We start from the raw sequence: 20,851 nt of genomic DNA, 5'->3' as shown, positions 1-20,851 counted from the left end.
ATCTAAACGCTGCAATTAATTTATCGCGTCTGGCTAAGGCGTGAAAGTCTACTGAGGGATAACTGCTCCCATGCTCCCGTTGAAGTAGAAAGTAAAGTCTAGTTTTGTCTAGGTTTTATATAGCAGATGTTTTCGTGTTGCTGCGGTTATCTTTTCAAAATTGGGATGCTCCCGATAAAAACAGCAAATTGCTGATTATCTGGGAACTGGAACTTGATTAATTACCGCAGCTATTACCGCATCAATTTGTAAACCATCCAGCATTGCTTCTGGTTTCAAAAGTAAACGATGACGCAACAGTGGAGACGCAACAGCTTTGATATCATCAGGTGTGACAAAATCTCTACCCGCTAACCAAGCAGATGCTTGAGATGTTTGTAACCAAGCACCAGCAGCGCGAGGAGATGCACCTAAAGCTAAATCAGGATATTGACGAGTTTTTTTCACCAATTCCAAGAGATAATCAACTATAGCTTCAGATACCTTAACTTGTTTAACGGCTTGCCTAGCCTCTAAAATATCAGCTACTGTAGTGATTGGTTTTAACTTGGCAATATCCAAGCGTCTAGCTGCAAAACCCGCTTGTCGATTTAGTAACATTTGCTTTTCTGCTGCTTGATCTGGATAATCTACAACTAGCTTGAATAAAAACCGATCTAACTGTGCTTCTGGTAAGGGATAAGTACCTTCAAATTCCAGGGGGTTTTGCGTCGCAATCACCCAAAATAAATCTGGTAATGGTAAGCTTTCACCATCTAAGGTGACTTGCATTTCTTCCATTGCTTCCAGCAGTGCAGCTTGTGTTTTGGGGGGAGTGCGGTTAATTTCGTCAGCGAGTAAAACTTCTGTAAAAACAGGACCTTTTTTGAGTACGAAGTTGCGACTATTTAAGTCGAAAATATTTGTTCCTGTAATATCCGATGGTAAAACATCTGGTGTAAGTTGAATCCGTCGGAAATCTGCTTGAATTAACTGCGCTAACACTTTGACTAGGAGTGTTTTGCCAGTTCCGGGAACACCTTCTAAAATTATGTGTCCACCTGCTAACAATGCTATTAGCGATTGCTTAACTAGGTTGGATTGTCCTACAATTATTTGGTTTAGTCCTTGTCCAAGGCGAATTAATACAGGATGTGTTGCACTCATATTTTTATGGATAACGTAAGTTGCTAATCAAGAAATAGGAGTCAGGAGTCAGGAGTCAGGAGTCAGAATTAATTTTTTGTCTATGTTTCCATCACGGTTATAACTAGCAACTTGCTAATAATTCAGGAGTCAGGAGTCAGGAGTCAGAATATTTGATAGATCAGTAGATTATCAAATCTTGAGTTAAAGATTAATTTTTAGATGTTAGATTTTGAATTGTGATTTTTCCGTAGACTTTGCCATTTCCCTAACCAGCTTATCAGGTCTTGTTCACTGATTCGGTGTTTTTTTACTTGTAGTTTTAAGACTGCATCTAGTTCTGCTGCATTTTTACCTGTTTGATCTTGCCAAACTTTGAGTAAAACTTCATTTTCTACTAGTATTTGACCTAATCCTAATACTTTTTGTAGTTGCAGTTGTTCTTCTTTTCCGACCATTTCCAGTACAAAATCGCTAGATTCTGCTTTTTGTAAAATTCCTGCTAATGCTTGTATGTAAGCCTGACTGTTATCTATAACTGGTGTATCTAAAGTGACGGGTTTACCAAAGCGGCGATTTTCAGACCAAATTAGCACTAATAACAATACCACCACCTGTACCAATGCTGGAAATAAAGGAGTTTTCGCCAAGTAACCCAATAAATCGCCTCTTCCTTCTTTCTCTCTGATATCAGGATCTTTGTATCCGTGGATATATTCGTCTATAAGTATTTTCTGGTTACCTTTGGTAACTAAATCTGCTAAATATACGAAATTTGCTTCTTCTTGATAAGCATTGGCGGCTAAATGGGGAGTGGTAGCGAAAATGACTTTGCCTTTACCATATTTCTCTTCCCAGACTACAGCACCATAGCGATCGCCTAACAAAACTTGTTCTAACTCTTGTTCTAACTCTTGTTCTGACTGAGATTTTTGATATCTTCTGCTAGTGTCGATTTTGACATCCCCAAAAGCTGATTTTTGATTGCTGCTAAATTCTGCCGCTGTTGGTGGTTGTTTTACACCTAAAATCACTAAGGTATTACCTTTTTTTACCCATTCAATTTGTTGTGAATAAAACATTGGGTTTCTGAGAGTGCTGTTCACCTGGAGCAAAGTTACAGGGTTTGTTTCGGTTTCAATATCACTAAAAGGCTTTTGCCAACGTTGGATATTTGTGCCTTGAGATTGCATAAAAGCATACCAAGCACCATAACCTTCAGGTGCGCGATTATAACTAGAACCACTATTGATTTTACTGCTAGGAGCAACTGTTATGCTAAGTAAAATTATGGCTGCTAGAGCGATCGCACCTAGCCAAATAATGCGGTTACGGCGTTTCATATTTTTAGGTGACTGGGGACTGGTGAATGGGGACTGGGGACTGGTGACTGGGGACTAGTGACTGGGGACTAGTGACTGGTGAATGGGGACTGGTGACTGGGGACACTTCGACAAGCTCAGTGCATCGCTGGGGACTGGGGACTAATAACTAATAACTAATGACTAATTACTAATTAAACAGTTCTTGATAAGCTTGATGACACTGTTGATAATTTTCTGCCAAAATTTCATTATTACCAAAACATAATTGCTCATGGGTGGTAATTAAGGTTTCATAAGGCTGAACAGGAGTTGCACTAGAAGTTAGTAATTGCAGATATTCGCCGTCTGTGCGGCTAGGTTGTTGAGGTGCGATCGCTTTTTCATGCAGTTGCTGTAACATAGCTAAATATAGATAACGGCAAGCTTCCTGATAGTTACCCTGTTGGTAAAATTCCTGGGCTTTAGTTAACAACAAGCTGATAGATAACTCATTAGCTTGATTTTTATTCTGGGAAATAAAGGCATGATCAAATCTTGCCAGCCAAGCATAAATGTAAGTATTAAATTCTTGCCATAAACGCCAAATTACCCAAACGAAAAATAAACCCAGTATCAGCCAAAATAGAATTTTTAGTAATTCAGCTACCCAAGGACTAATTGACCAACCAGGAGGTAATTCTGGCAGGGTTTTTTGAAAGCGTGAAAATTGGTATTCAAACCATTCTCCTACTTTTTCCTGAAATAAATACAACTGCCAAACCCAGTTTGTTTTTTCAAAAGCATCCGTGTTCATAATTCGTAATTCGTAATTCGTAATTCGTAATTGTTAATTTTCTCACCTGCCTCCTGCCTCCTGCCTCCTGCCTCCTGCCTCCAAGTATCATTTTCGAGCCTATAATAACAAGCACAGCTCCTAAAGCCAAAAATCCCAAATCCCAGGCTAACTGATGGGGTCCTGGTTTGACATGATGGATACCGAGAATGTGGTGAGCTATAAGTCCTTCAACGAAATCAAACAACCCAGCACCGATCAGTATTGAACCGACAAAAGTCTGTGTTGACCAAGCAACATCTTCACGTTTGCCAGCTTGCTACAGTAAAATTATACCTATCACAGTCAATATCTAGTCAAAAGCATGAAATAAACCATCCCAGACCATGTTTAAATCTATATTTGAGATGGTGGTAAGTGGTTGAACGTTACTGATCATGTGATGCCATTGGAGAATTTGATATAGCAAGATGCCATCAACAAAGTCGTTACTTGCCTCACTCTTGGACTTCATAAGAACTTCAGAAATTCATTATTTTGGCTACCAAATTGACACTCTCCTGCCTAAAAGCGAGGAGATTCTACATTCACAGACTCGCCATTAGACGACAGGTTTACACCAATCGCCCAAGAGGGCAAATCTCCTGTAGCGTATCCCGTATGTCCTGCGGTACTTAATCCTAATTTTAGGATGTTGATACTGGCGTTAATATCTCTATCTTCAACAAACCCTCTTCTGTCTTGAGGCTAGTACGGCTGCACGGAAGTCAACAGGAATATAAAATTTAATATACAGCCTATTACAGCTAAATGAATGAAGTACAAAATTGAATTATAAATCCTGGTCGCCAACGGATTTTAATGCTGATCACTGATAGCTGACTGCTGACTGCTATAAAAGAGAAATTTTCAAATGACTATTTACTTTTACAAAGTTTGGCAGCCCTATGGCTGTTTTTCTAACTTTTCTCCCCACCCTATCGAAATTGACGGTACTTACTGGCCAACAGTTGAACATTATTATCAAGCGCAAAAGTTTGCTGGTAGTGAGGATGAGGTTTTTATACCCTTAATCTATGCTGCACCTACCCCTGAAGAAGCGGCTGCTTTAGGTCGATGTGGCGATCGCAAACTGCGCTCAGATTGGGATCTGGTAAAAACTAATGTGATGCGAGCAGCTGTACTAAAAAAATTTCTCACTCATGCAGACATCAGAGAAGTGCTTTTAGTTACTGGGGATGAAATTTTGGTGGAAAATTCACCCACAGATTATTTTTGGGGCTGTGGAGTAGATAAAACAGGTCAAAATCATCTAGGTAAAATCCTCATGAGTGTGCGTGAACAAATCCGTCAGTTAATGTTGTTAAAAGCAATTACCAATTCTTGATAGCAATACCATCATTGCTGACGGTAAAGGAGGAATCTCTCAAAGCACGCAATATAATGTTACGTGCGCCGTTAGCATCTCTTGTTTGCCCAATCTAAATTTCACACTACCAAAAGAGGGTTAGTAGCTAGTACAGCACGGCGTAAATAGGGCTTGCTGAATAAATGTAAAACCTAGATAAATCAAGGGATTGAGGATGATTAAAATTAAAATTGTGCAAGGTTTTAGGTACTGTGAGCCTCAGAAAGCTTGTACTTTGTTAGTATTGGCACAATTTCCAAATCAAAAAACTCCTTGATAGCGACTTGTACTGAGCCTGTCGAAGTAAGCGTGGCGTAGCCATACTCCTTGAACTCCTGTACCCTCACAGATAACTTTTTCAGGAAACCCTAAATAGATTTGTTTCAAAACTTAAAATATAAATGAGTGAATACTATAAAATAGTAATAAAATAGAAACCCTTGCTAATAAAATATTTCTGGATGTAATTGACCTATTTACTCAACTTTTCTTAAATCATTTTTCCGATAAAAGTAAAGTTTAATTGCAAAAAGAGAAAGACTATAGACAAATAATTTTTGAGGTGTTATTTTAATAGTTGAAGCTAAAGAAAAAAGCTTCCCTGGCAGATCAAACAGCTAGAGTTGAAAAGAAAAGAAAAGAAAAGGAAAGACAAGAGAAAAGAAACGTAGTAAGAGGTTAAAAAGCTGTTAAATTCCTATCTGTCTCGTCGAAACACCGCAACACCCAACGCGAACGCTTATATTCCCTCAAATTAGTGAGAATCAGGGGGCAATGTAACTGGTTTTCATTCCTTGTTGATCAAGGTGATGAAAGAAAGTACATCCCTGGATAGTATAAACAAGGGGAGGGAAACACCAAGCTAGTAGATGTTGGGTGTTGTTGTGTTTGGTAATAAATAAGAAATAATGGGTAATGGGTAATAGGTAATAATTTATTACCAATCACCAATCACCAATCACCAATCACCAATACGTAAGTTTGTACTACAATTGAATAGAAAAACAGTTTAAATAACGATTTATGTCAATTATTGCGCTCAGAGCGTGGTATCTACAGGATTATGAACCTATTACGGAATTGGAGAAACGCCCTCCAGATATTCGTTTGAGTAAAAAAAGCCTGCTAAAATCAGGGTTGCGTGCGGATTTTTTAGAAGATAGCGATGAAGTCAAAGCATCAACTTGGTTTAGGCGCTATTTGGAAGGTGAAAATATAGAATTTTATATTGAGGGTAGTGGTGGTTATTGTGTAGCGAACATTGACTTAATTAGTCATGAAATTTATTTAACTAAACAAAGTTTGTTAGCGCAGTTAGAACCAACAATTTTTTTCTGCTATCAAACTGAATATGCAAAATCTAGTGATTTGCTCAGAGAACAACTGCAAGAAAGTTTGCAAATTTTAAATGGTAAATCCCGTCTACCCCTAACATTAATAGAATCATCCCGTCCCAGTCATGCACCGCTAAGGTTAAATCGTACCATGATGCGGAAAATCCGTAAGAGTTTATTATTTATTGCGGATACCACACCTATTACCAGCATTGATGGGAAAGAAACTTGTCAATTAATTCCTAGTCCTAACGTCTGTGTAGAAATTGGTTATGCAATGGAAAATAAACGTTCTGAACAAATTGTACTAGGACAAATGCAACGTCCAGAATTAGAAGGACAATTTCCCTTTGATTTACCCACACAGCAAATTTTACAATTTAGGGACGGTGCAGAACTGAATAAAATCCTCACCGTGACTATGGAAAATCAATTAGCACGATTTAAACTATTTTTTTGACAACTGTTTGTTTGAAAACTATTTTCTTAAATTTTTTCAGCCCATTTCAGATCCCCGACTTCTGTGAGAAATCAGGGATCTTAATTTTGAGAAGTCGGGAACTGTTGAGGGGGAAGTCAGCGTCATTTTGGGAAAGTAAAATTACGGTTCGTTGCCGTATTTTGGTACATCTGGCACTTCTCCCGTATGCTTACCCTTTTCATTGGGGGCTGACGTGGTTAACAATAGGTTGGATGTATAGAAAATAATGTGAATTTATGCCTAGAACTCCCAACGAATATGCGATTCACCTCCTGTTGGAAAGTGGTCATCCGGAAGAAGTGCGCTTTCCCACTATTCAAGATTTTCAAAAGTGGTATAGTGGTGAACTTGTACCAAAGTCTGCTTCTAATGACTTTATTAACGTACCGATTAAAAATATTCAAGGCGAATATATGGTGGTACGTCCTTCTAAGATTATAGGGATTCGGGTAGAACCGATTTTTAGTTCTAGTATTGAAAGATGATGAGAAAAACCCTTGCTTTGTTTTCCTTGAGTCTGGGAATTGCCTGTACAAGTCCTGTTAGCTCAGTTTTAGCTCAAGTAACGATTCCTCTGCCAGCACCAGCACCAGAATCAATACCAGTACCAGTACCAGCACCAAATACGCCTGAAGTTGTACCAGCACTGCAACCTATTTCCCCGGAAACTGCTTGTAATTCTCAAAGATGCTTGGGTTGGGATGAGCAACTTTGGGGGAGAAATGGCGATCGCCAAGCTTTATTAACTTCCATTGATCACAGTTTGCGTTATCTGGAAACTAATAGAGCGGCGGAAATATATGTTAACTACCCCATCAAGGAGATTACTCTAGATCGGGTACGTCGGAGTTTATTACGCTTCCGACAACTGGTGGTGAGTTCTAAGTCAGCAGCAGAACTACAAGCGGCTGTACATCGGGAGTTTGCTTTTTACCAGTCTACAGGGAACGATGGCAAGGGTACGGTTAAATTTACTGCCTATTATGAGCCTGTGTATACTGCCAGCCGGGTGCGAACTTCTGTATACAGATATCCTATGTATAGAGTACCACCGGATTTTAAAGAATGGAAAAAACCCCATCCCAAAAGGGTAGAATTGGAAGGTAAAGATGGTTTACAAGGACATAAAGGCAGATTACGCGGTTTAGAAATGTTGTGGTTCCGCGATCGCCTTGAACCTTACATGATCCAAATTCAAGGTTCTGCCCAAATTAGATTAACCAATGGACGGAGAACTTCTGTAGGTTTTGCCGGAGGAACGGATTATCCTTGGACTAGCATTGGTGGAGAACTAGCAAAAGATGGTAAATTGCCATTAAGCGGTTTAACCATGCCTAAATTAATTAGTTATTTCCGCAGAAATCCCAGAGAAATGAATAATTATTTACCACGCTGGGAAAGATTTGTATTCTTCCAAGAAACCAACGGTGCGCCAGCTACAGGTAGTATTAACGTCCCCGTAACCGCAGAACGTTCCATTGCTACGGATAAATCTCTCATGCCTCCTGGTGCATTAGCATTGATTCAAAATGCGTTTCCTTTTCCTGCGGGTGGAGGGAGGTTAGAAAGACGCAGAGTTGATCGGTTTGTATTAGATCAAGATACAGGTAGCGCGATTAGGGGACCTGGTAGAGTAGATTACTTTATGGGTACTGGTAAATTAGCGGGCGATCGCGCTGGAATTACTGGAGGCAATGGATCACTATATTATTTATTGTTGAGAGAATAGGTGACTGGTGACTGGTGACTGGTGACTGGTGACTGGTGACAGTAAACAGCGATAAGTCATAACTGATCTATCTCCCTCTGCTCCCTGCTCCCCTGCTTTTTCCCAGTCCTCAGTCCCTAATCCCTAGTCCCTAGTATGGTGGATAAGCAAAATCATCATCATCGGCGTAAATATAAGAATTGGTAACACCAGATATTTCTGCTTTAGAAACATCTGGTTTCATAAATTCTTTACCAAATTCTTTGTAATCTTCAAAAATCTTACAAATTATTTCCGATTCAGGAGAATCAGAAGCAATCATATATTTTGTTAAATTTGAATCTTTAGGATGTTCATAATTTACAGTTGCAGCCACCAAAACAATATTCGGTTCAATACCTCTTTCTTCGCATTCAATAATCGGGCAAAAAATCCCATGTGCATGAAATAATGGACCTTTGGGAGTTAATGGTTTATTCTGAAAACTGGCATAAGCTTTTTCTAATTCTCCCGCAAAACCCCCAGTCAGTCTACCTTGTTGATATTCAGAATAACTCTTACCAAAACTTGCGCCCGCTGCACCACTGAGAGTTAATTGTAAAGGTGATTGATGTAAAAACTTTTTATCTTCACCGACTAAAAAAATCAGATGGCGAGTGTAGATTTTAAATTTCAGTTTATTAGCTAAAAAATCATCTTTGTAATCTTTAAAAGTACCTAATCTAATTTTTGTGTCTCGGTCCTGAACGGATAAGGGACCACGACGGATAATTACTAATCTGGGGGTAGTGGTAATAAAAAATGTGTCTACTTCTCCAGAATCAAATTCATGTTCTATTTCTTGCCAATTATCATCAGGTTGAAAACCCACAGCTTGAGCATTATCGAGTTTAAGGGCTAAACCATAACTTTGTAAACCATCTTCACCATAGCGGGGTCTGATCATTTGACACCAGGGGAGGGTTTGGGATGGTGGGGCGTTAAATTTTTCGTCTTCAAAGTCGAACTTAGCATGATTACTGTTAGCAGATGCTTTAACCATTTTTGAATATCCGTGTGTTTTATTTTACAAGTTTATTTTTTCTACTATCTTTTGTACCATCTTTTTTACCATTCATCTGGGATGTGTGGCACTTTCTGAATTAGATTTTAACAATTTTCCTTGGGGGGTGGTTGGTTTGGGGTGAAGTGGGGGTAAGTGGGTATAATTTTTATATCATGGGTGATAAGCGTCTATTTTAACGGTAATTTGTCGTGTTGTATCAGGGAAGGATAAGAGGGAATGAACCACGAAGACACGAAGGAAGCGAAGGAAGAAGAGAGAAGGATGAGGAGGTTTGGTGATGAGTGGGATACCTTCCTTCGGTAAGCTATCTCTACGAGTCCCGACAGGGATACGCTAACGTACTATATCCACCTGATGCACAGACAAAAATTATCCTGTAAATCCTTGAATCCTGGATACTATCTCGACTTACTTCGACTGCGCCCTTCGACACCGCCCTTCGACACCGCCCTTCGACACCGCTCAGGACAGGCTCAGGACAGGCTCAGGACAGGCTCAGGACAGGCTCAGTACAAGTCGCGGTAGTTGAGCGTAGTCGAAACTCTATAACCACCTGATTCTGACAAAAAAGCGGGGTTATTGGGTATAATTATGTTGATAACATATTTTATGATTGAGTAAGTTTTATTTTCCCTTATGCCTCAGCAGTTAATCATTCAAAATTTTGGACCAATTACAGACTTAAAGATTGAACTTAAAGACATACTTATCTTTATTGGTTCACAAGCTAGTGGTAAAAGCACTGTTAGCAAAGCTATCTTCTTTTTTAAATCTTTGAGAGATGATTTAACAACCTATCTGTATCAGTGCTACCACGAAAAGCAGTTTGAAGATACTATCACTACTTTTGCCAAGCGAGCAAAACAGAAGTTTATTAAAATGTATGGTTCGGTACTACAATTTCCTGAAATGGAATTAAAGTATCAGTATGGAAACGGCATGGAAGTCACAGTTAAACCTTCTACCAATAACCAATTTACAACTGTTGATTTTGATGATTTTTTTAAACAAAAGTTCCGTGATTTAGTAGATCAATCTAGAAGTTTGAATACTGAATTGCAGCAGATGAGTTCGAGAGGTTTATTTTCTTCTTCCCGTGAAATTAGTGCTATTAAGGCTAAAGAAGCAGCTCTATTTGAGAATATCACAAAAGAAGTAAACCAACTATTTAATGATGATAGAGATTTGCTATTTTTACCTGCTGGTCGTAGTCTGATTACTATTCTATCTCAACAGCGTTATAACATTGACATGGGAGAGGATTTGATATCTGGTAACACTGAGTTAGCAGCAGATAGTTTAATAAAATTAGATTATTTAATGCAAAATTTTATTAATCGAATTGATAGCGCGAAACCTATTTTTAATCAAGCAATTGGTGATTTAATTAAAGAAAAACTTTCTACTTCTACCAATAGTGAAACAAAGCGAGTTATCACTCTAGCTCAAAACATTGTGGATTCTATTCTCAAAGGCTCTTATCGCTATCAAAATGGTACTGAAAGAATTGATTTTGGCAATGGAAAAAGCACCTTAATCAACTTTGCATCATCAGGACAACAAGAGGTTGTTTGGATTTTGTTACTGATTCTGCTTTTAATTCTTAATCAGCGGAATGTATTTTTAGTTATTGAAGAACCTGAAGCGCATCTTTTTCCTGTTGCACAAAAGCAAATGATTGATTTAATTGCTTTACTGGCAAATCAAGCTGCAAATCAAATCATTTTAACAACTCACAGTCCCTATATTCTTTCGTCATTTAACAATTTACTATATGCCCATCAGTTAGGCTTGCAAAAATCGGAACAGGTGGAAGAAATAGTAAATCATAACCTTTGGATTGATCCTCATAGATTAAATGCTTTTATTGTAGAGCAAGGTACTACTCGTTCTATTCTGGATTCAGAAATGGGGTTAATTGAATCAGCAGAGATTGATAGAGCTTCTGAGATTATTGTTAATACATTTAATCAACTTTTTGAAATTGAGGATTAAGTATGAAATGCAATTGCCAAGAGTTTGAAAAAAAATATCCAGATTGTACGTTTTGTAATGATGGTCAGAAAATTACTGTGCAAGAAAACAAACGAAAATATATCCTAAACAATTTATCTGCTCAACAAGTTTGTAGAATTAAAATAGATGGTTGTGTAATTGATGATGAAAATCAGCGTAAGTGTGATTATTTAATGATAGTATGTAATACTGAAAAAGTGGCTAATGATAATAATATGGATGCTGGAGAAAAAATGTATTTTATTGAGTTAAAAGGTAAGGATTTGATCAGTGCTGTTGAACAATTAACTCAAACAATTGAATATTTTAAACCGCAAATTATTGGAACAGTTTTTGCTAGGGCTGTACTCAGTAAAGTTAGTAAATTTAATGCTCCTAAAAGTATTGAGAATGATTCTAGAGTAAAAAAATTAAAGAGTTTACTAAAAAAATATGGTGGTAATTTTGAATATGGATCTGTGCAATTTGAAAAAGATAAGATTTGATTTTTATACCCACATTCCGCAGATAAAATCCAATTCTGAATAATTATCACGAAAGATTCAGGGTTGTACAAACTTTACTCCAAAAATATTCTCAATAAATGAGATAAATTCCTAATAAACATTTTATAGTTCTTTTGAACTAAAATCCTGAAAACCCTTACCAAACAATGTTTTTGGAGATAATTATTTTTTTACTCTCCGCTTATGCGGAATGTGAGTTTATAGCAATGGAGATCGCACAAAAAATCTCTTGTTAATTTTTCAAATCTTGCTAAGCAAGATTTGTTCACTACAGGTAATTCAATTTTGGATTTTGGATTTTGGATTTTGGATTGTTTTCCTCAACTCTAATCTAAAATCTAAAATCTAAAATCTAAAATTCTCCTGACTCCTATTTATAATCGTTGTAGTATATTTAAACCATGTGTATCAGTTCCACAGGTGTTAAATAAACCATACTCCTCCGCTAACATTTGCACTTTTTCCGTTTCTACAGAGCAAGGTTTCCAAGGGTTAGGATTTTTATAAGCGTAGAAAGTCTCAACCCCATCAATACCATATTCAGCAGCTTGAGGAATTAAATCAAAGTGCGATCGCTTGTACCGTGCTGGATGAGCAAGTACAGCTAGTCCACCAGCGTCATGAATAGCTGCAATAACGTTAGCTGCTTGATAATCTATACCTGTAGAGGCTTTTCTTTGCAGATAAGGTTTCATACTGGAATGTTCTATTTCAAAACCATAAGCCAAAATATGTACTTCAGCATCTAGCAAACCTGCATTAATTTCTACACCACTCCACAAATGAGGAATGCTGCTATCAGCATGATTCCATTTCCAATCTTCTAACCAATCTCGTGCTAATTGATACCCACCAACGGCATGATGATCAGTAATTGTAAGCCCTTTCAAACCAATGGAGATCGCCTGTTCCATAAGTATATGTGGATGCAATCTACCATCCGAAAATACCGTGTGTAAATGAAAGTTGAAAAACCTGGGACAACTTTGAGCATCAAGGCTTTGGAAGACTTGTTTTAACAGTTCTGTGGAAGCAGTAGTCCGGGCAAAATTTACAACCATAACCCCCTCTGATCAAAAATATGTGATTCTGAATAAAAGAACGCGGCACACTTACATACAAGAAATAGAACCGAGAAATTACTAGCACATTAAGCTAGTATTTAAAGCTACTTTTTAGGCTACAGTAATGATTTTTTTGCGATTTGTTAAAACTACGTTAGCAAATCTCAATCATTACAGTCATGAGTATTTTTGATTACTTATATAAAGAAATGCTAAATTTTTCAGAAAATTTCTATAAATACTGATACTGATATAGTTGTCAGTGATCAGCCGTCAGCTTTTGTTATTCAATTGCTATGAAAAATCTCAATTTCAGAGAAATGACAAATTAGTCTTAGCTGACTGCTGATGGCTGAATGCTTAAAAAAGACCAATTAATTCACCAGAACCAGCCACGACTTCACCAATGGTAAAAGAGGGAATATCCTGTGATTGAAAATGGCTAATTGCTTGTTCTGCTTGTTCGGGGGGCAGTATTAGCACAAATCCCACACCCATGTTAAATGTATTATACATAGATTCTGCACCAACAGAACCGGCTTGAGCTAACCACTGAAACACAGGGGGAATATTCCAACTACCAGGATTAATTTTAATAGCTTGACCTGTTCCCAGGCATCTGGGTAAATTTTCTGGTAAACCCCCACCAGTAATATGTGCCATACCGTGAACTTTTAAACCATTTTTCAATGCTGCTAATACAGATTTAACATAAATGCGGGTAGGAGTGAGAAAAGCATTACCGAGAGTTTGACCATTTAATAACTCTGGGGTATCATTCCAAGAAAAACCACCATCACTAACAATCTTTCTCACTAAACTTATACCATTACTGTGAATACCTGCACTAGATAAACTTATGGCTACATCACCTACTTGTACTTGAGAACCATCTAACATCCGGTTTTTTTCGACTATCCCCACACAAAAACCCGCTAAGTCATATTCACCGACTTGGTAAAAACCAGGCATTTCTGCGGTTTCTCCACCTAATAAAGCCGCACCTGCGAGTTTGCAACCAGTAGCTATTCCTGCCACTACCTGAGTTAACTGCTCTTTATCCAGCTTACCAGTAGCTACATAATCGAGAAAAAATAGCGGTTCTGCTCCTGATGTTAGCACATCGTTAACACACATCGCCACTAAATCAATACCTACGGTGTCATGGCGGTTGAGAATTTGAGCAATTTTTAGCTTTGTACCCACACCATCTGTACCAGATACCAATACTGGTTCTTGATAACCTGTAGGCAGTTGAAAACAGCCCCCAAAGCCACCTAAACCACCTAATACTTCTGATCTGAAGGTACTGTGAACTAAATTGCGAATTTGGTCTACAAAAGCTCTACCTGCTTCAACATCAACACCTGCATCCCGATAATCCATGACTGTTTACACCGTGATCATTCTTTTTTCAACCCCGTTTATTATAGGGTAATTGGTAATTGGTAATTGGTAATTGGTAATTGGTAATTGGTAAATTTATTACTGTCACCTGTCACCTATCACCTCAAAATACCTGATCTTCAATACCTCGCCACCATTCACCTAAATTCATTAAATCTTGGTGAATATCTGCTAATTCTCGCTCGTAAGCTTCCGGTGATATTGTATCTCGCCGTTCTTGTAATTTTTTCAGCCGCAGTTGTACTAATAACCAAGGTTTAGAAATACTATCTGTAGCTTCTAGATATTGTGCTAATTCTTTACTATCCATAAAACCTGAATTTATTTTTCCTTTCATTGGAATTTTTCTGGTAAGCTGGTGGTTTACCACGCACGATAACGAAATCATTAGAGTTTAAGTTAACACCAGCTAAAGATAGAACATCACGCAGTCTGACACCTGTAATTTAACTTTACTATTCGGCCACCACACTCGAAAACCAACATTTTCTGTGAGGGAAAGACTAAATAAACCGGTCCTCCTTCCTCACGAGGAATTGGTTGATCATCTTTGGCAACTGCTAAAATAATTGGGTACTTGAGTAAATCTTCATAGTTACTTGATAAGCGTCATAACAGACAAAAGTAATTTCCGTAACACCGCTTTGAATGGCAAATTTTTGTAATAGTGAATTTACGTCTATTCCAGTAACCTAAAGCTAAGTTTTTCCAGACTTTCAATATAACCACATTCCAAACTATTACTTGAGACGGTTTACAGGTGACAGGTGACAGGTGACAGGTGACAGTAATAAATTTACCAATTACCAATTACCCATTACCAATTACCAATTACCCATTACCAATTACTAACAAATTTTATGGTATTACAAGTACAAAATAACACTTACGAAGCGAAAACCCAGGAAATTGCTAAACAGGTTCTCGCTGCAACTGGGGAAAGTCGTTCTTTTCTGGCTTCTTTGCGCGATCAGATGCGCTGGGATGATAAGTTACTCGCTTGGGCTATGAGTAATCCTGGGTTACGAGTCCAGTTATTTCGATTTATTGATACTTTACCCGCTTTACATAGTAAATCAGAAATTGCATCCCATTTGCAAGAATATTTGGGTGATGAGTCGGTAGAATTACCCGCAGCTTTAAAGGGTATGCTGAATTTTGCTAACCCTGATTCTATGCCGGGACAGGTAGCGGCTACAACCGTGGAAACTGCTGTGCAAACTTTAGCACATAAATATATATCTGGGGAAAATATCCAACAGGTAATCAAAACGGTGGAAAAGCTGAGAAAGGAAAAGATGGCTTTCACTATTGATTTACTTGGGGAAGCGGTAATTACGGAAATAGAAGCACAATCTTATTTAGAAAAATACCTGGAATTGATGCAGCAGTTGGTTGAAGCATCGAAAAAATGGCAGCATATCCCCGCTATTGATGAAGCGGATGGGGAAATGATTCCTAAAGTGCAGGTTTCAGTAAAATTAACTGCGTTTTATTCCCAGTTTGATCCGTTAAATGCTAATGGTAGTGAACAACGGGTGAGCGATCGCATTAAGATTTTATTACGTCGTGCAAAAGAATTGGGTGCAGCAGTACATTTTGATATGGAACAGTACGCCTATAAAGATATTACTTTGAAGATTCTCAAAAAGCTTTTACAGGAAGAGGAGTTTCGTGAACGTACAGATATCGGGATCACTATCCAAGCATATCTGCGTGACAGTGAACAAGATGCAAAAGATGTCATTGCATGGTTAAAACAGCGCGGTTATCCTCTTACTATTCGTTTGGTTAAAGGTGCATATTGGGATCAGGAAACTATCAAAGCTGAACAAAAACACTGGAAACAGCCTGTTTTTAATGATAAAGTGGCAACAGATGCCAATTTTGAAGCGATAACTCAGCTTTTGTTAGAAAATCACGAGTATGTTTATTCTGCCATAGGTAGTCATAATGTTAGATCCCAATCTAGGGCGATCGCCATAGCAGAAAGTCTCAATGTTCCCCGTCGTCGTTTTGAAATGCAAGTTCTTTATGGGATGGGTGATAAAATTGCCAAAGCCTTGGTAGATAAGGGTTATCGGGTTCGGGTATATTGTCCTTATGGTGACTTATTACCGGGAATGGCTTATTTAATTCGTAGATTGTTGGAAAATACGGCAAATAGTTCTTTTTTACGTCAAAATCTGGAAAATAAGCCTGTTGATGAGTTGTTAGCTCCTCCAATTATAGATTTTTCTCACGCAAAGGCGCAAAGTCGCAAAGAAGAGAAGGAAGGTTTTGTTGGTGTTGCGGATACGGATTATGCTGAGGAGGAGAAAAGAAGGGTTTCTCAAGTTGCTTTCCAAAATGTGCGTCAGCAGTTGGGTAGGACTTATTTACCTTTGATTAATGGTGAGTTTGTAAATACGACAACGTTTGTTGATTCTCTGAATCCCTCTAATTTTGGTGAGGTTGTTGGAAAAGTAGGTTTAATCAGCGTTGAACAAGCTGAGGAAGCAATGAAAGCTGCTAAAGCTGCTTTTCCTGGTTGGAAGAAGACACCGGTTAAGCAACGTGCTGATATTCTGCGGAAAGCTGCTGAGTTGATGGAAGAAAGACGTGCTGAACTTTCTGCTTGGATAGTTTTGGAGGTGGGTAAACCTGTTAAGGAAGCTGATGGGGAGGTTTCGGAAGCTATCGACTTTTGTCTCTATTACGCTGATGAGATGGAACGTCTTGATCAAGGTGTAATCTATGACGTTGCTGGTGAAACTAATCGTTATATTTACCAGCCTAAAGGAATTGCGGTTGTAATTTCTCCTTGGAATTTTCCTTTGGCTATTGCTTGCGGTATGACTGTTGCTGCTTTGGTTTCGGGGAATTGTACTTTGCTGAAACCTGCGGAAACTTCTTCTGTGATAACTTCTAAGTTGACGGAAATTTTGATTGAAGCGGGAATACCTAAAGGTGTTTTTCAATACGTTCCTGGTAAGGGTTCTCAAGTCGGTGCTTATTTAGTGAATCATCCTGATACTCATGTAATTGCTTTTACCGGTTCTCAAGAAGTGGGATGTCGAATTTACGCAGAAGCAGCAATTTTAAAACCTGGTCAAAAGCATCTGAAAAAGGTAATTGCGGAGATGGGAGGGAAAAACGCGATTATTGTTGATGAAAGTGCTGATTTAGACCAGGCTGTTGTCGGGGTTGTCCAGTCTGCTTTTGGGTATAGTGGTCAAAAGTGTTCTGCTTGTTCACGGGTTATTGTTTTACAACCTATCTATGATGCTTTTGTAGAAAGGTTGGTGGAAGCTACGAAGTCTTTAAATATTGGGGAAGCGGACTTACCCAGTACCCAAGTTGGTCCGGTGATTGATGGAAATGCACGCGATCGCATTTTAGAATATATTGAGATTGGAAAAAAAGAAGCTATTTTAGCTTTGGAGTTATCTGCACCCAATCAAGGTTATTTTATCGGACCTGTGATTTTTTCTCAAGTTCCCCCAGATGGGGTTATTGCACAGCAGGAAATTTTTGGTCCTGTTTTATCGGTGATTCGTGCTAAGGATTTTACGGAAGCTTTGGAAATTGCCAATTCTACAAACTACGCTTTAACAGGTGGTATTTATTCTCGTACACCTTCCCACATTGAACAAGCACAAGCAGAATTTGAAGTTGGTAATTTGTATATTAACCGCAATATTACCGGGGCAATTGTCGCGCGTCAACCTTTTGGCGGTTTTAAACTTTCTGGTGTAGGTTCAAAAGCAGGTGGTCCAGATTATTTATTGCAGTTTCTAGAACCAAGGAGTATTACAGAGAACATTCAACGTCAGGGTTTTGCCCCAATTGCAGGTAATGAATAATTAGGGTTGGCTGAAAAAGTCTTTCCGTGAAAATTAAAAATTTCCAGGAGTCAGGAGTTTGAGGATATCAAGGAGTTTTTTGTATTTTCAAACGAGGTAAAAACCAACAAAGTGCAAGGTTTTCCTACTCATAGCTTCCAAAACCTTGCACCTATTTTCTTTGTTATCACCCTCAAACTCTTTATCCATCCAGGTTTTGAGTTTATTCAGCAAACCCTAAATGTGTATCTGCTATATAAAACCTAGACAAAACTAGACTTTACTTTCTACTTCAACGGGAGCATGGGAGCAGTTATCCCTCAGTAGACTTTCACGCCTTAGCCAGACGCGATTGTGTTCCAATTAAGTTTCTGAAAAAGACTACCACCATCATTGCTTGGTTTTCGCGTCGGCAATAGTCTCAATTCAATACTTGATATCACCGTATTATATATCAAGTAGTTGATTTTTTCCTAAAAATATATTGATTTTTGTCAATATAAGTATAGTTTTGTCTATGAAATTGTCAACTTAGGACTTGCTCATCTCTATGGTTTCACCACACTTCGTGAAGGGAATCTGCTGGATGTGATATAATTTTTGATTGTTGATTGCTTAATTGTTGTAATCTATTTGTTAAATCTGCGATCAATTTTTTAGCATTTTGTTTTAAACATCCAGGAATATAATCTTGTACTTTTATAGGTTCAGCAATTTGAATATTTACATCTGTTCCCCAATTGGGATAGGGTTGACTATAGTTAATAGCTACAGGAATAATTTTGATGTCTAACCCTAGATGCAGATGTTCTGCACTTAAAGCTAAACGCGCAACACCTGATTTTAAAGGGTGAACTTTGCTATCTCGAAAAATATCACCTTCGGGATAAATCACCAACATTTCTCCCTGTGAAATTAACTCTACTGTATGACGCAAGGCGGCGATCGCAGGTTTTTGAGTATCTACAGGAAAACCTCCCATGCGTTTCACCAACCAACCTTGTATTCCTTGACACTCACTGCTTGTCACCATAAATCGCAGATCTCGACCACTAACATAACGACCTGTAGCATAGGGTAACAGCAAGGAATCCCAACGGGAACGGTGAGTAGGTGCAAGAATCACTGGTCCAGTTTTGGGGATATTTTCTTGCCCCAGGATGTCAATTTTAGCAAAATACATAGGTATCACCACATTATGCCCCAAACTATAGGCTAAAGAAGTTAACCAAGGGGAAACCTGTGATCTACTAAAAACCACCTTAGAATTTTTAGAGATGTTTGTTAGTTGAGAGGGGGACTTGGTAGACGCAGAGTAAAATTCCTTCATAACGGTGGCTGAAATTTAGCTGGTAAAATGTGACGCAAACTTGATTATGTCCACCGTAAATTTTCTTGAGTAATTTTTGTTTTCCTATCTGGACAGTTTAACCTCTGTCTGTTATTTATGCTTATGTCTTTTTGCTGCAAACCAGGACTGTAATTGTTGACGACAAGCTGATTCTAGAATACCTCCTACTACTTGTAAACGGTGATTGGATGCGGGGCTTGAGGGTATGTTAATAACAGTACGTATTGAACCAGTTTTAGTATCGTCCACACCATAGACAATCGTCGCCAAACGTGCATGGACGATAGCACCTGCACACATTGGACATGGTTCTAATGTGACGTAAAGGGTACATTGATCTAAACGCCAACTTTGTAAGGTTTTTGCGGCTGAACGAATAGCGATCACTTCCGCATGGGCAGTAGGGTCTTTGTCTCTTTCTTTTCTATTTTCACCTGTAGCTATTAAATTACCTGCTGCATCAACAATGACTGCACCTACAGGAACTTCCCCCGCTTCACCTGCTACCTGTGCTAATTCTAAAGCCTGATGCATCCATTGTTGGTGATTGAGGATTGGTGATTGGGGATTGGTGATTGGGGATTGGTGATTGGTCATCAGTAAATAACTGCTATTCCGATACAAAAAAGCTAACTAATACTAACAAAAGTTGGCTTTTTCTTCCTGTTTCACCCTAGCAGTGTCGGCACTATCTAGTCCACAGGCTAACACGATCAATCTGACCGCTTCTTGTTTTAAATTAATTGCAGCAACTAGCTACTAACCCTATTCTCTGTTCCCTATTAAGAGTTCCCTGTTTCCTGAGCTAACAACGGATCAAGTTGACCTTTTGTATCCAACTCATACAGATCATCACAACCGCCAATGTGTTGACTATTAATAAATATTTGGGGTACGCTACGGCGACCGTTGGCGCGTTCTGCCATTTTTGATCTCGCTTCTTCGTTACCGTCTATTTTGTATTCGGTAAATTTTACACCTTTCCAAGATAACAGCATTTTAGCACGTATACAATATGGGCAGGTTTGCCATGTATATATTTCTACTTTGGCTTTAATGCGTTCTGGGTGACGACCTAAAAGGGGGTTAAGAAAATCTAGCATATTTTTATTTTTTGTTATTTATATCTAGCTTAGATGATTTAGCGTGTTCTGCCGATACAAAAAAGCTAACTAATGCTAACAAAAGTTGGCTTTTTCTTCCTGTTTCACCCTAGCAGTGTCGGCACTATCTAGTCCACAGGCTAACACGATCAATCTGACCGCTTCTTGTTTTAAATTAATCGCAGCGTTTAAATCTCTGTCAATCTCAAAGCCACAGTTATCACATTTAAACACTTCTATTTCTATTTTCCAAGAGATAAACCACTTGTCAGCTTGTTTACTGATGGTGACAGATTTCGGTTTATATCCTGTAGGGAGAATTTCATAAGTTTTTATCCAACCAATTACGGGTACTTTTACC

19 protein-coding genes and 2 pseudogenes are annotated in these 20,851 nt (G+C 38.4%); 7 read left to right on the top strand and 14 right to left on the bottom strand.

Annotated features, from left to right (window positions below; genetic code table 11):
- Positions 1-195: 195 nt before the first annotated feature.
- The 5 genes and pseudogenes from H6F45_RS24475 to H6F45_RS26810 all read right to left on the bottom strand — a co-directional run.
- Entirely contained in the window at positions 196-1,146 is a 951-nt protein-coding gene (locus H6F45_RS24475) for a MoxR family ATPase (RefSeq protein WP_096572063.1), read from the bottom strand.
- Positions 1,147-1,343: 197 nt separating this feature from the next.
- Positions 1,344-2,468 (bottom strand): DUF4350 domain-containing protein, encoded by a 1,125-nt coding sequence (locus H6F45_RS24470; protein WP_190348647.1) that lies wholly within the window; start codon positions 2,466-2,468, stop codon positions 1,344-1,346.
- Between the two features lie 169 nt (positions 2,469-2,637).
- Entirely contained in the window at positions 2,638-3,243 is a 606-nt protein-coding gene (locus H6F45_RS24465; RefSeq protein ID WP_190348646.1) for a DUF4129 domain-containing protein, read from the bottom strand.
- An 85-nt stretch (positions 3,244-3,328) separates the two neighbouring features.
- Positions 3,329-3,706, bottom strand: a pseudogene (locus tag H6F45_RS24460) (DUF2243 domain-containing protein); the annotation flags it as partial.
- Positions 3,707-3,786: 80 nt separating this feature from the next.
- Positions 3,787-3,954: pseudogene (locus H6F45_RS26810) on the bottom strand (RNA-guided endonuclease TnpB family protein); the annotation flags it as partial.
- 181 nt (positions 3,955-4,135) lie between these two features.
- Between H6F45_RS26810 and H6F45_RS24455 the strand changes: the two are divergent.
- Positions 4,136-4,609 (top strand): NADAR domain-containing protein, encoded by a 474-nt coding sequence (locus H6F45_RS24455; RefSeq protein WP_137667507.1) that lies wholly within the window; start codon positions 4,136-4,138, stop codon positions 4,607-4,609.
- A 282-nt stretch (positions 4,610-4,891) separates the two neighbouring features.
- Here H6F45_RS24455 and H6F45_RS27190 read toward each other — a convergent pair whose 3' ends face one another.
- Positions 4,892-5,017, bottom strand: coding sequence for a hypothetical protein (locus H6F45_RS27190; protein ID WP_272110773.1), 126 nt, complete (start codon positions 5,015-5,017; stop codon positions 4,892-4,894).
- A 636-nt stretch (positions 5,018-5,653) separates the two neighbouring features.
- Here H6F45_RS27190 and H6F45_RS24450 point away from each other — a divergent pair.
- The 3 genes from H6F45_RS24450 to H6F45_RS24440 all read left to right on the top strand — a co-directional run bounded on the left by H6F45_RS24450 (position 5,654) and on the right by H6F45_RS24440 (position 8,174).
- A complete protein-coding gene (locus H6F45_RS24450) occupies positions 5,654-6,424 on the top strand; it encodes a hypothetical protein (protein WP_096572058.1) in 771 nt (256 codons plus the stop codon).
- 257 nt (positions 6,425-6,681) lie between these two features.
- Complete coding sequence (locus tag H6F45_RS24445; RefSeq protein ID WP_137667505.1) at positions 6,682-6,930, top strand: hypothetical protein; 249 nt, start codon at positions 6,682-6,684, stop codon at positions 6,928-6,930.
- On the top strand, positions 6,930-8,174 hold the full coding sequence (locus tag H6F45_RS24440; RefSeq protein WP_137667516.1) for a murein transglycosylase A: 1,245 nt from the start codon (positions 6,930-6,932) through the stop codon (positions 8,172-8,174). Before H6F45_RS24445 ends, H6F45_RS24440 begins: the two co-directional genes overlap by 1 nt.
- Positions 8,175-8,304: 130 nt before the next feature.
- Here H6F45_RS24440 and H6F45_RS24435 read toward each other — a convergent pair whose 3' ends face one another.
- Positions 8,305-9,195, bottom strand: coding sequence for a DUF5895 domain-containing protein (locus tag H6F45_RS24435; RefSeq protein WP_096572057.1), 891 nt, complete (start codon positions 9,193-9,195; stop codon positions 8,305-8,307).
- A 660-nt stretch (positions 9,196-9,855) separates the two neighbouring features.
- On the opposite strand from H6F45_RS24435, the gene H6F45_RS24430 reads away from it, so the two are divergent.
- Complete coding sequence (locus H6F45_RS24430) at positions 9,856-11,214, top strand: AAA family ATPase (RefSeq protein WP_137667503.1); 1,359 nt, start codon at positions 9,856-9,858, stop codon at positions 11,212-11,214.
- A 77-nt stretch (positions 11,215-11,291) separates the two neighbouring features.
- Positions 11,292-11,720, top strand: coding sequence for a hypothetical protein (locus H6F45_RS24425; protein WP_190348645.1), 429 nt, complete (start codon positions 11,292-11,294; stop codon positions 11,718-11,720).
- Between the two features lie 395 nt (positions 11,721-12,115).
- Here H6F45_RS24425 and H6F45_RS24420 read toward each other — a convergent pair whose 3' ends face one another.
- The 3 genes from H6F45_RS24420 to H6F45_RS24410 all read right to left on the bottom strand — a co-directional run bounded on the left by H6F45_RS24420 (position 12,116) and on the right by H6F45_RS24410 (position 14,522).
- Positions 12,116-12,802: a PHP domain-containing protein gene (locus tag H6F45_RS24420; protein ID WP_190348644.1), complete on the bottom strand. Its 687-nt coding sequence runs from the start codon at positions 12,800-12,802 to the stop codon at positions 12,116-12,118.
- A 363-nt stretch (positions 12,803-13,165) separates the two neighbouring features.
- Positions 13,166-14,191, bottom strand: a complete 1,026-nt coding sequence (gene purM / locus H6F45_RS24415) for a phosphoribosylformylglycinamidine cyclo-ligase (protein WP_096572053.1) — start codon at positions 14,189-14,191, stop codon at positions 13,166-13,168.
- A gap of 124 nt (positions 14,192-14,315) precedes the next feature.
- Positions 14,316-14,522, bottom strand: a complete 207-nt coding sequence (locus H6F45_RS24410) for a hypothetical protein (RefSeq protein WP_137667515.1) — start codon at positions 14,520-14,522, stop codon at positions 14,316-14,318.
- Between the two features lie 550 nt (positions 14,523-15,072).
- Here H6F45_RS24410 and pruA point away from each other — a divergent pair.
- A complete protein-coding gene (pruA, locus tag H6F45_RS24405) occupies positions 15,073-18,057 on the top strand; it encodes an L-glutamate gamma-semialdehyde dehydrogenase (protein ID WP_190348643.1) in 2,985 nt (994 codons plus the stop codon).
- Positions 18,058-18,592: 535 nt separating this feature from the next.
- Here the strand turns inward: pruA and H6F45_RS24400 are convergent.
- From H6F45_RS24400 to H6F45_RS24385, 4 genes are all read right to left on the bottom strand, one after another.
- Positions 18,593-19,366 (bottom strand): 1-acyl-sn-glycerol-3-phosphate acyltransferase, encoded by a 774-nt coding sequence (locus tag H6F45_RS24400; protein WP_190348642.1) that lies wholly within the window; start codon positions 19,364-19,366, stop codon positions 18,593-18,595.
- A gap of 111 nt (positions 19,367-19,477) precedes the next feature.
- A complete protein-coding gene (tadA, locus tag H6F45_RS24395; protein WP_096572051.1) occupies positions 19,478-19,984 on the bottom strand; it encodes a tRNA adenosine(34) deaminase TadA in 507 nt (168 codons plus the stop codon).
- Positions 19,985-20,169: 185 nt separating this feature from the next.
- Entirely contained in the window at positions 20,170-20,490 is a 321-nt protein-coding gene (grxC, locus tag H6F45_RS24390; protein ID WP_096572050.1) for a glutaredoxin 3, read from the bottom strand.
- Positions 20,491-20,565: 75 nt separating this feature from the next.
- The coding region (locus H6F45_RS24385) for a zinc ribbon domain-containing protein (protein ID WP_190348641.1) at positions 20,566-20,851 on the bottom strand (286 nt) is incomplete at its 5' end.

This window comes from Sphaerospermopsis sp. FACHB-1194 (assembly GCF_014696235.1).
GTDB classification, from domain to species: Bacteria; Cyanobacteriota; Cyanobacteriia; order Cyanobacteriales; family Nostocaceae; genus Sphaerospermopsis; species Sphaerospermopsis kisseleviana.
The sequence above is the reverse complement of the archived record's forward strand: the minus strand, read 5'-3'. Positions and strand labels throughout refer to the sequence as shown.

Excerpts from the sequence above, each read along its gene's own strand:
- H6F45_RS24430 (WP_137667503.1), top strand. The coding sequence starts at position 9,856 with ATGCCTCAGCAGTTAATCATTCAAAATTTTGGACCAATTACAGACTTA.
- H6F45_RS24465 (WP_190348646.1), bottom strand. The coding sequence starts at position 3,243 with ATGAACACGGATGCTTTTGAAAAAACAAACTGGGTTTGGCAGTTGTAT.
- H6F45_RS24410 (WP_137667515.1), bottom strand. The coding sequence starts at position 14,522 with ATGGATAGTAAAGAATTAGCACAATATCTAGAAGCTACAGATAGTATT.
- H6F45_RS24420 (WP_190348644.1), bottom strand. The coding sequence starts at position 12,802 with ATGGTTGTAAATTTTGCCCGGACTACTGCTTCCACAGAACTGTTAAAA.
- H6F45_RS24455 (WP_137667507.1), top strand. The coding sequence starts at position 4,136 with ATGACTATTTACTTTTACAAAGTTTGGCAGCCCTATGGCTGTTTTTCT.
- H6F45_RS24475 (WP_096572063.1), bottom strand. The coding sequence starts at position 1,146 with ATGAGTGCAACACATCCTGTATTAATTCGCCTTGGACAAGGACTAAAC.
- pruA (WP_190348643.1), top strand. The coding sequence starts at position 15,073 with ATGGTATTACAAGTACAAAATAACACTTACGAAGCGAAAACCCAGGAA.
- grxC (WP_096572050.1), bottom strand. The coding sequence starts at position 20,490 with ATGCTAGATTTTCTTAACCCCCTTTTAGGTCGTCACCCAGAACGCATT.
- tadA (WP_096572051.1), bottom strand. The coding sequence starts at position 19,984 with ATGACCAATCACCAATCCCCAATCACCAATCCCCAATCACCAATCCTC.
- H6F45_RS24445 (WP_137667505.1), top strand. The coding sequence starts at position 6,682 with ATGCCTAGAACTCCCAACGAATATGCGATTCACCTCCTGTTGGAAAGT.
- H6F45_RS24440 (WP_137667516.1), top strand. The coding sequence starts at position 6,930 with ATGAGAAAAACCCTTGCTTTGTTTTCCTTGAGTCTGGGAATTGCCTGT.
- purM (WP_096572053.1), bottom strand. The coding sequence starts at position 14,191 with ATGGATTATCGGGATGCAGGTGTTGATGTTGAAGCAGGTAGAGCTTTT.
- H6F45_RS24435 (WP_096572057.1), bottom strand. The coding sequence starts at position 9,195 with ATGGTTAAAGCATCTGCTAACAGTAATCATGCTAAGTTCGACTTTGAA.
- H6F45_RS24450 (WP_096572058.1), top strand. The coding sequence starts at position 5,654 with ATGTCAATTATTGCGCTCAGAGCGTGGTATCTACAGGATTATGAACCT.
- H6F45_RS24400 (WP_190348642.1), bottom strand. The coding sequence starts at position 19,366 with ATGAAGGAATTTTACTCTGCGTCTACCAAGTCCCCCTCTCAACTAACA.
- H6F45_RS24470 (WP_190348647.1), bottom strand. The coding sequence starts at position 2,468 with ATGAAACGCCGTAACCGCATTATTTGGCTAGGTGCGATCGCTCTAGCA.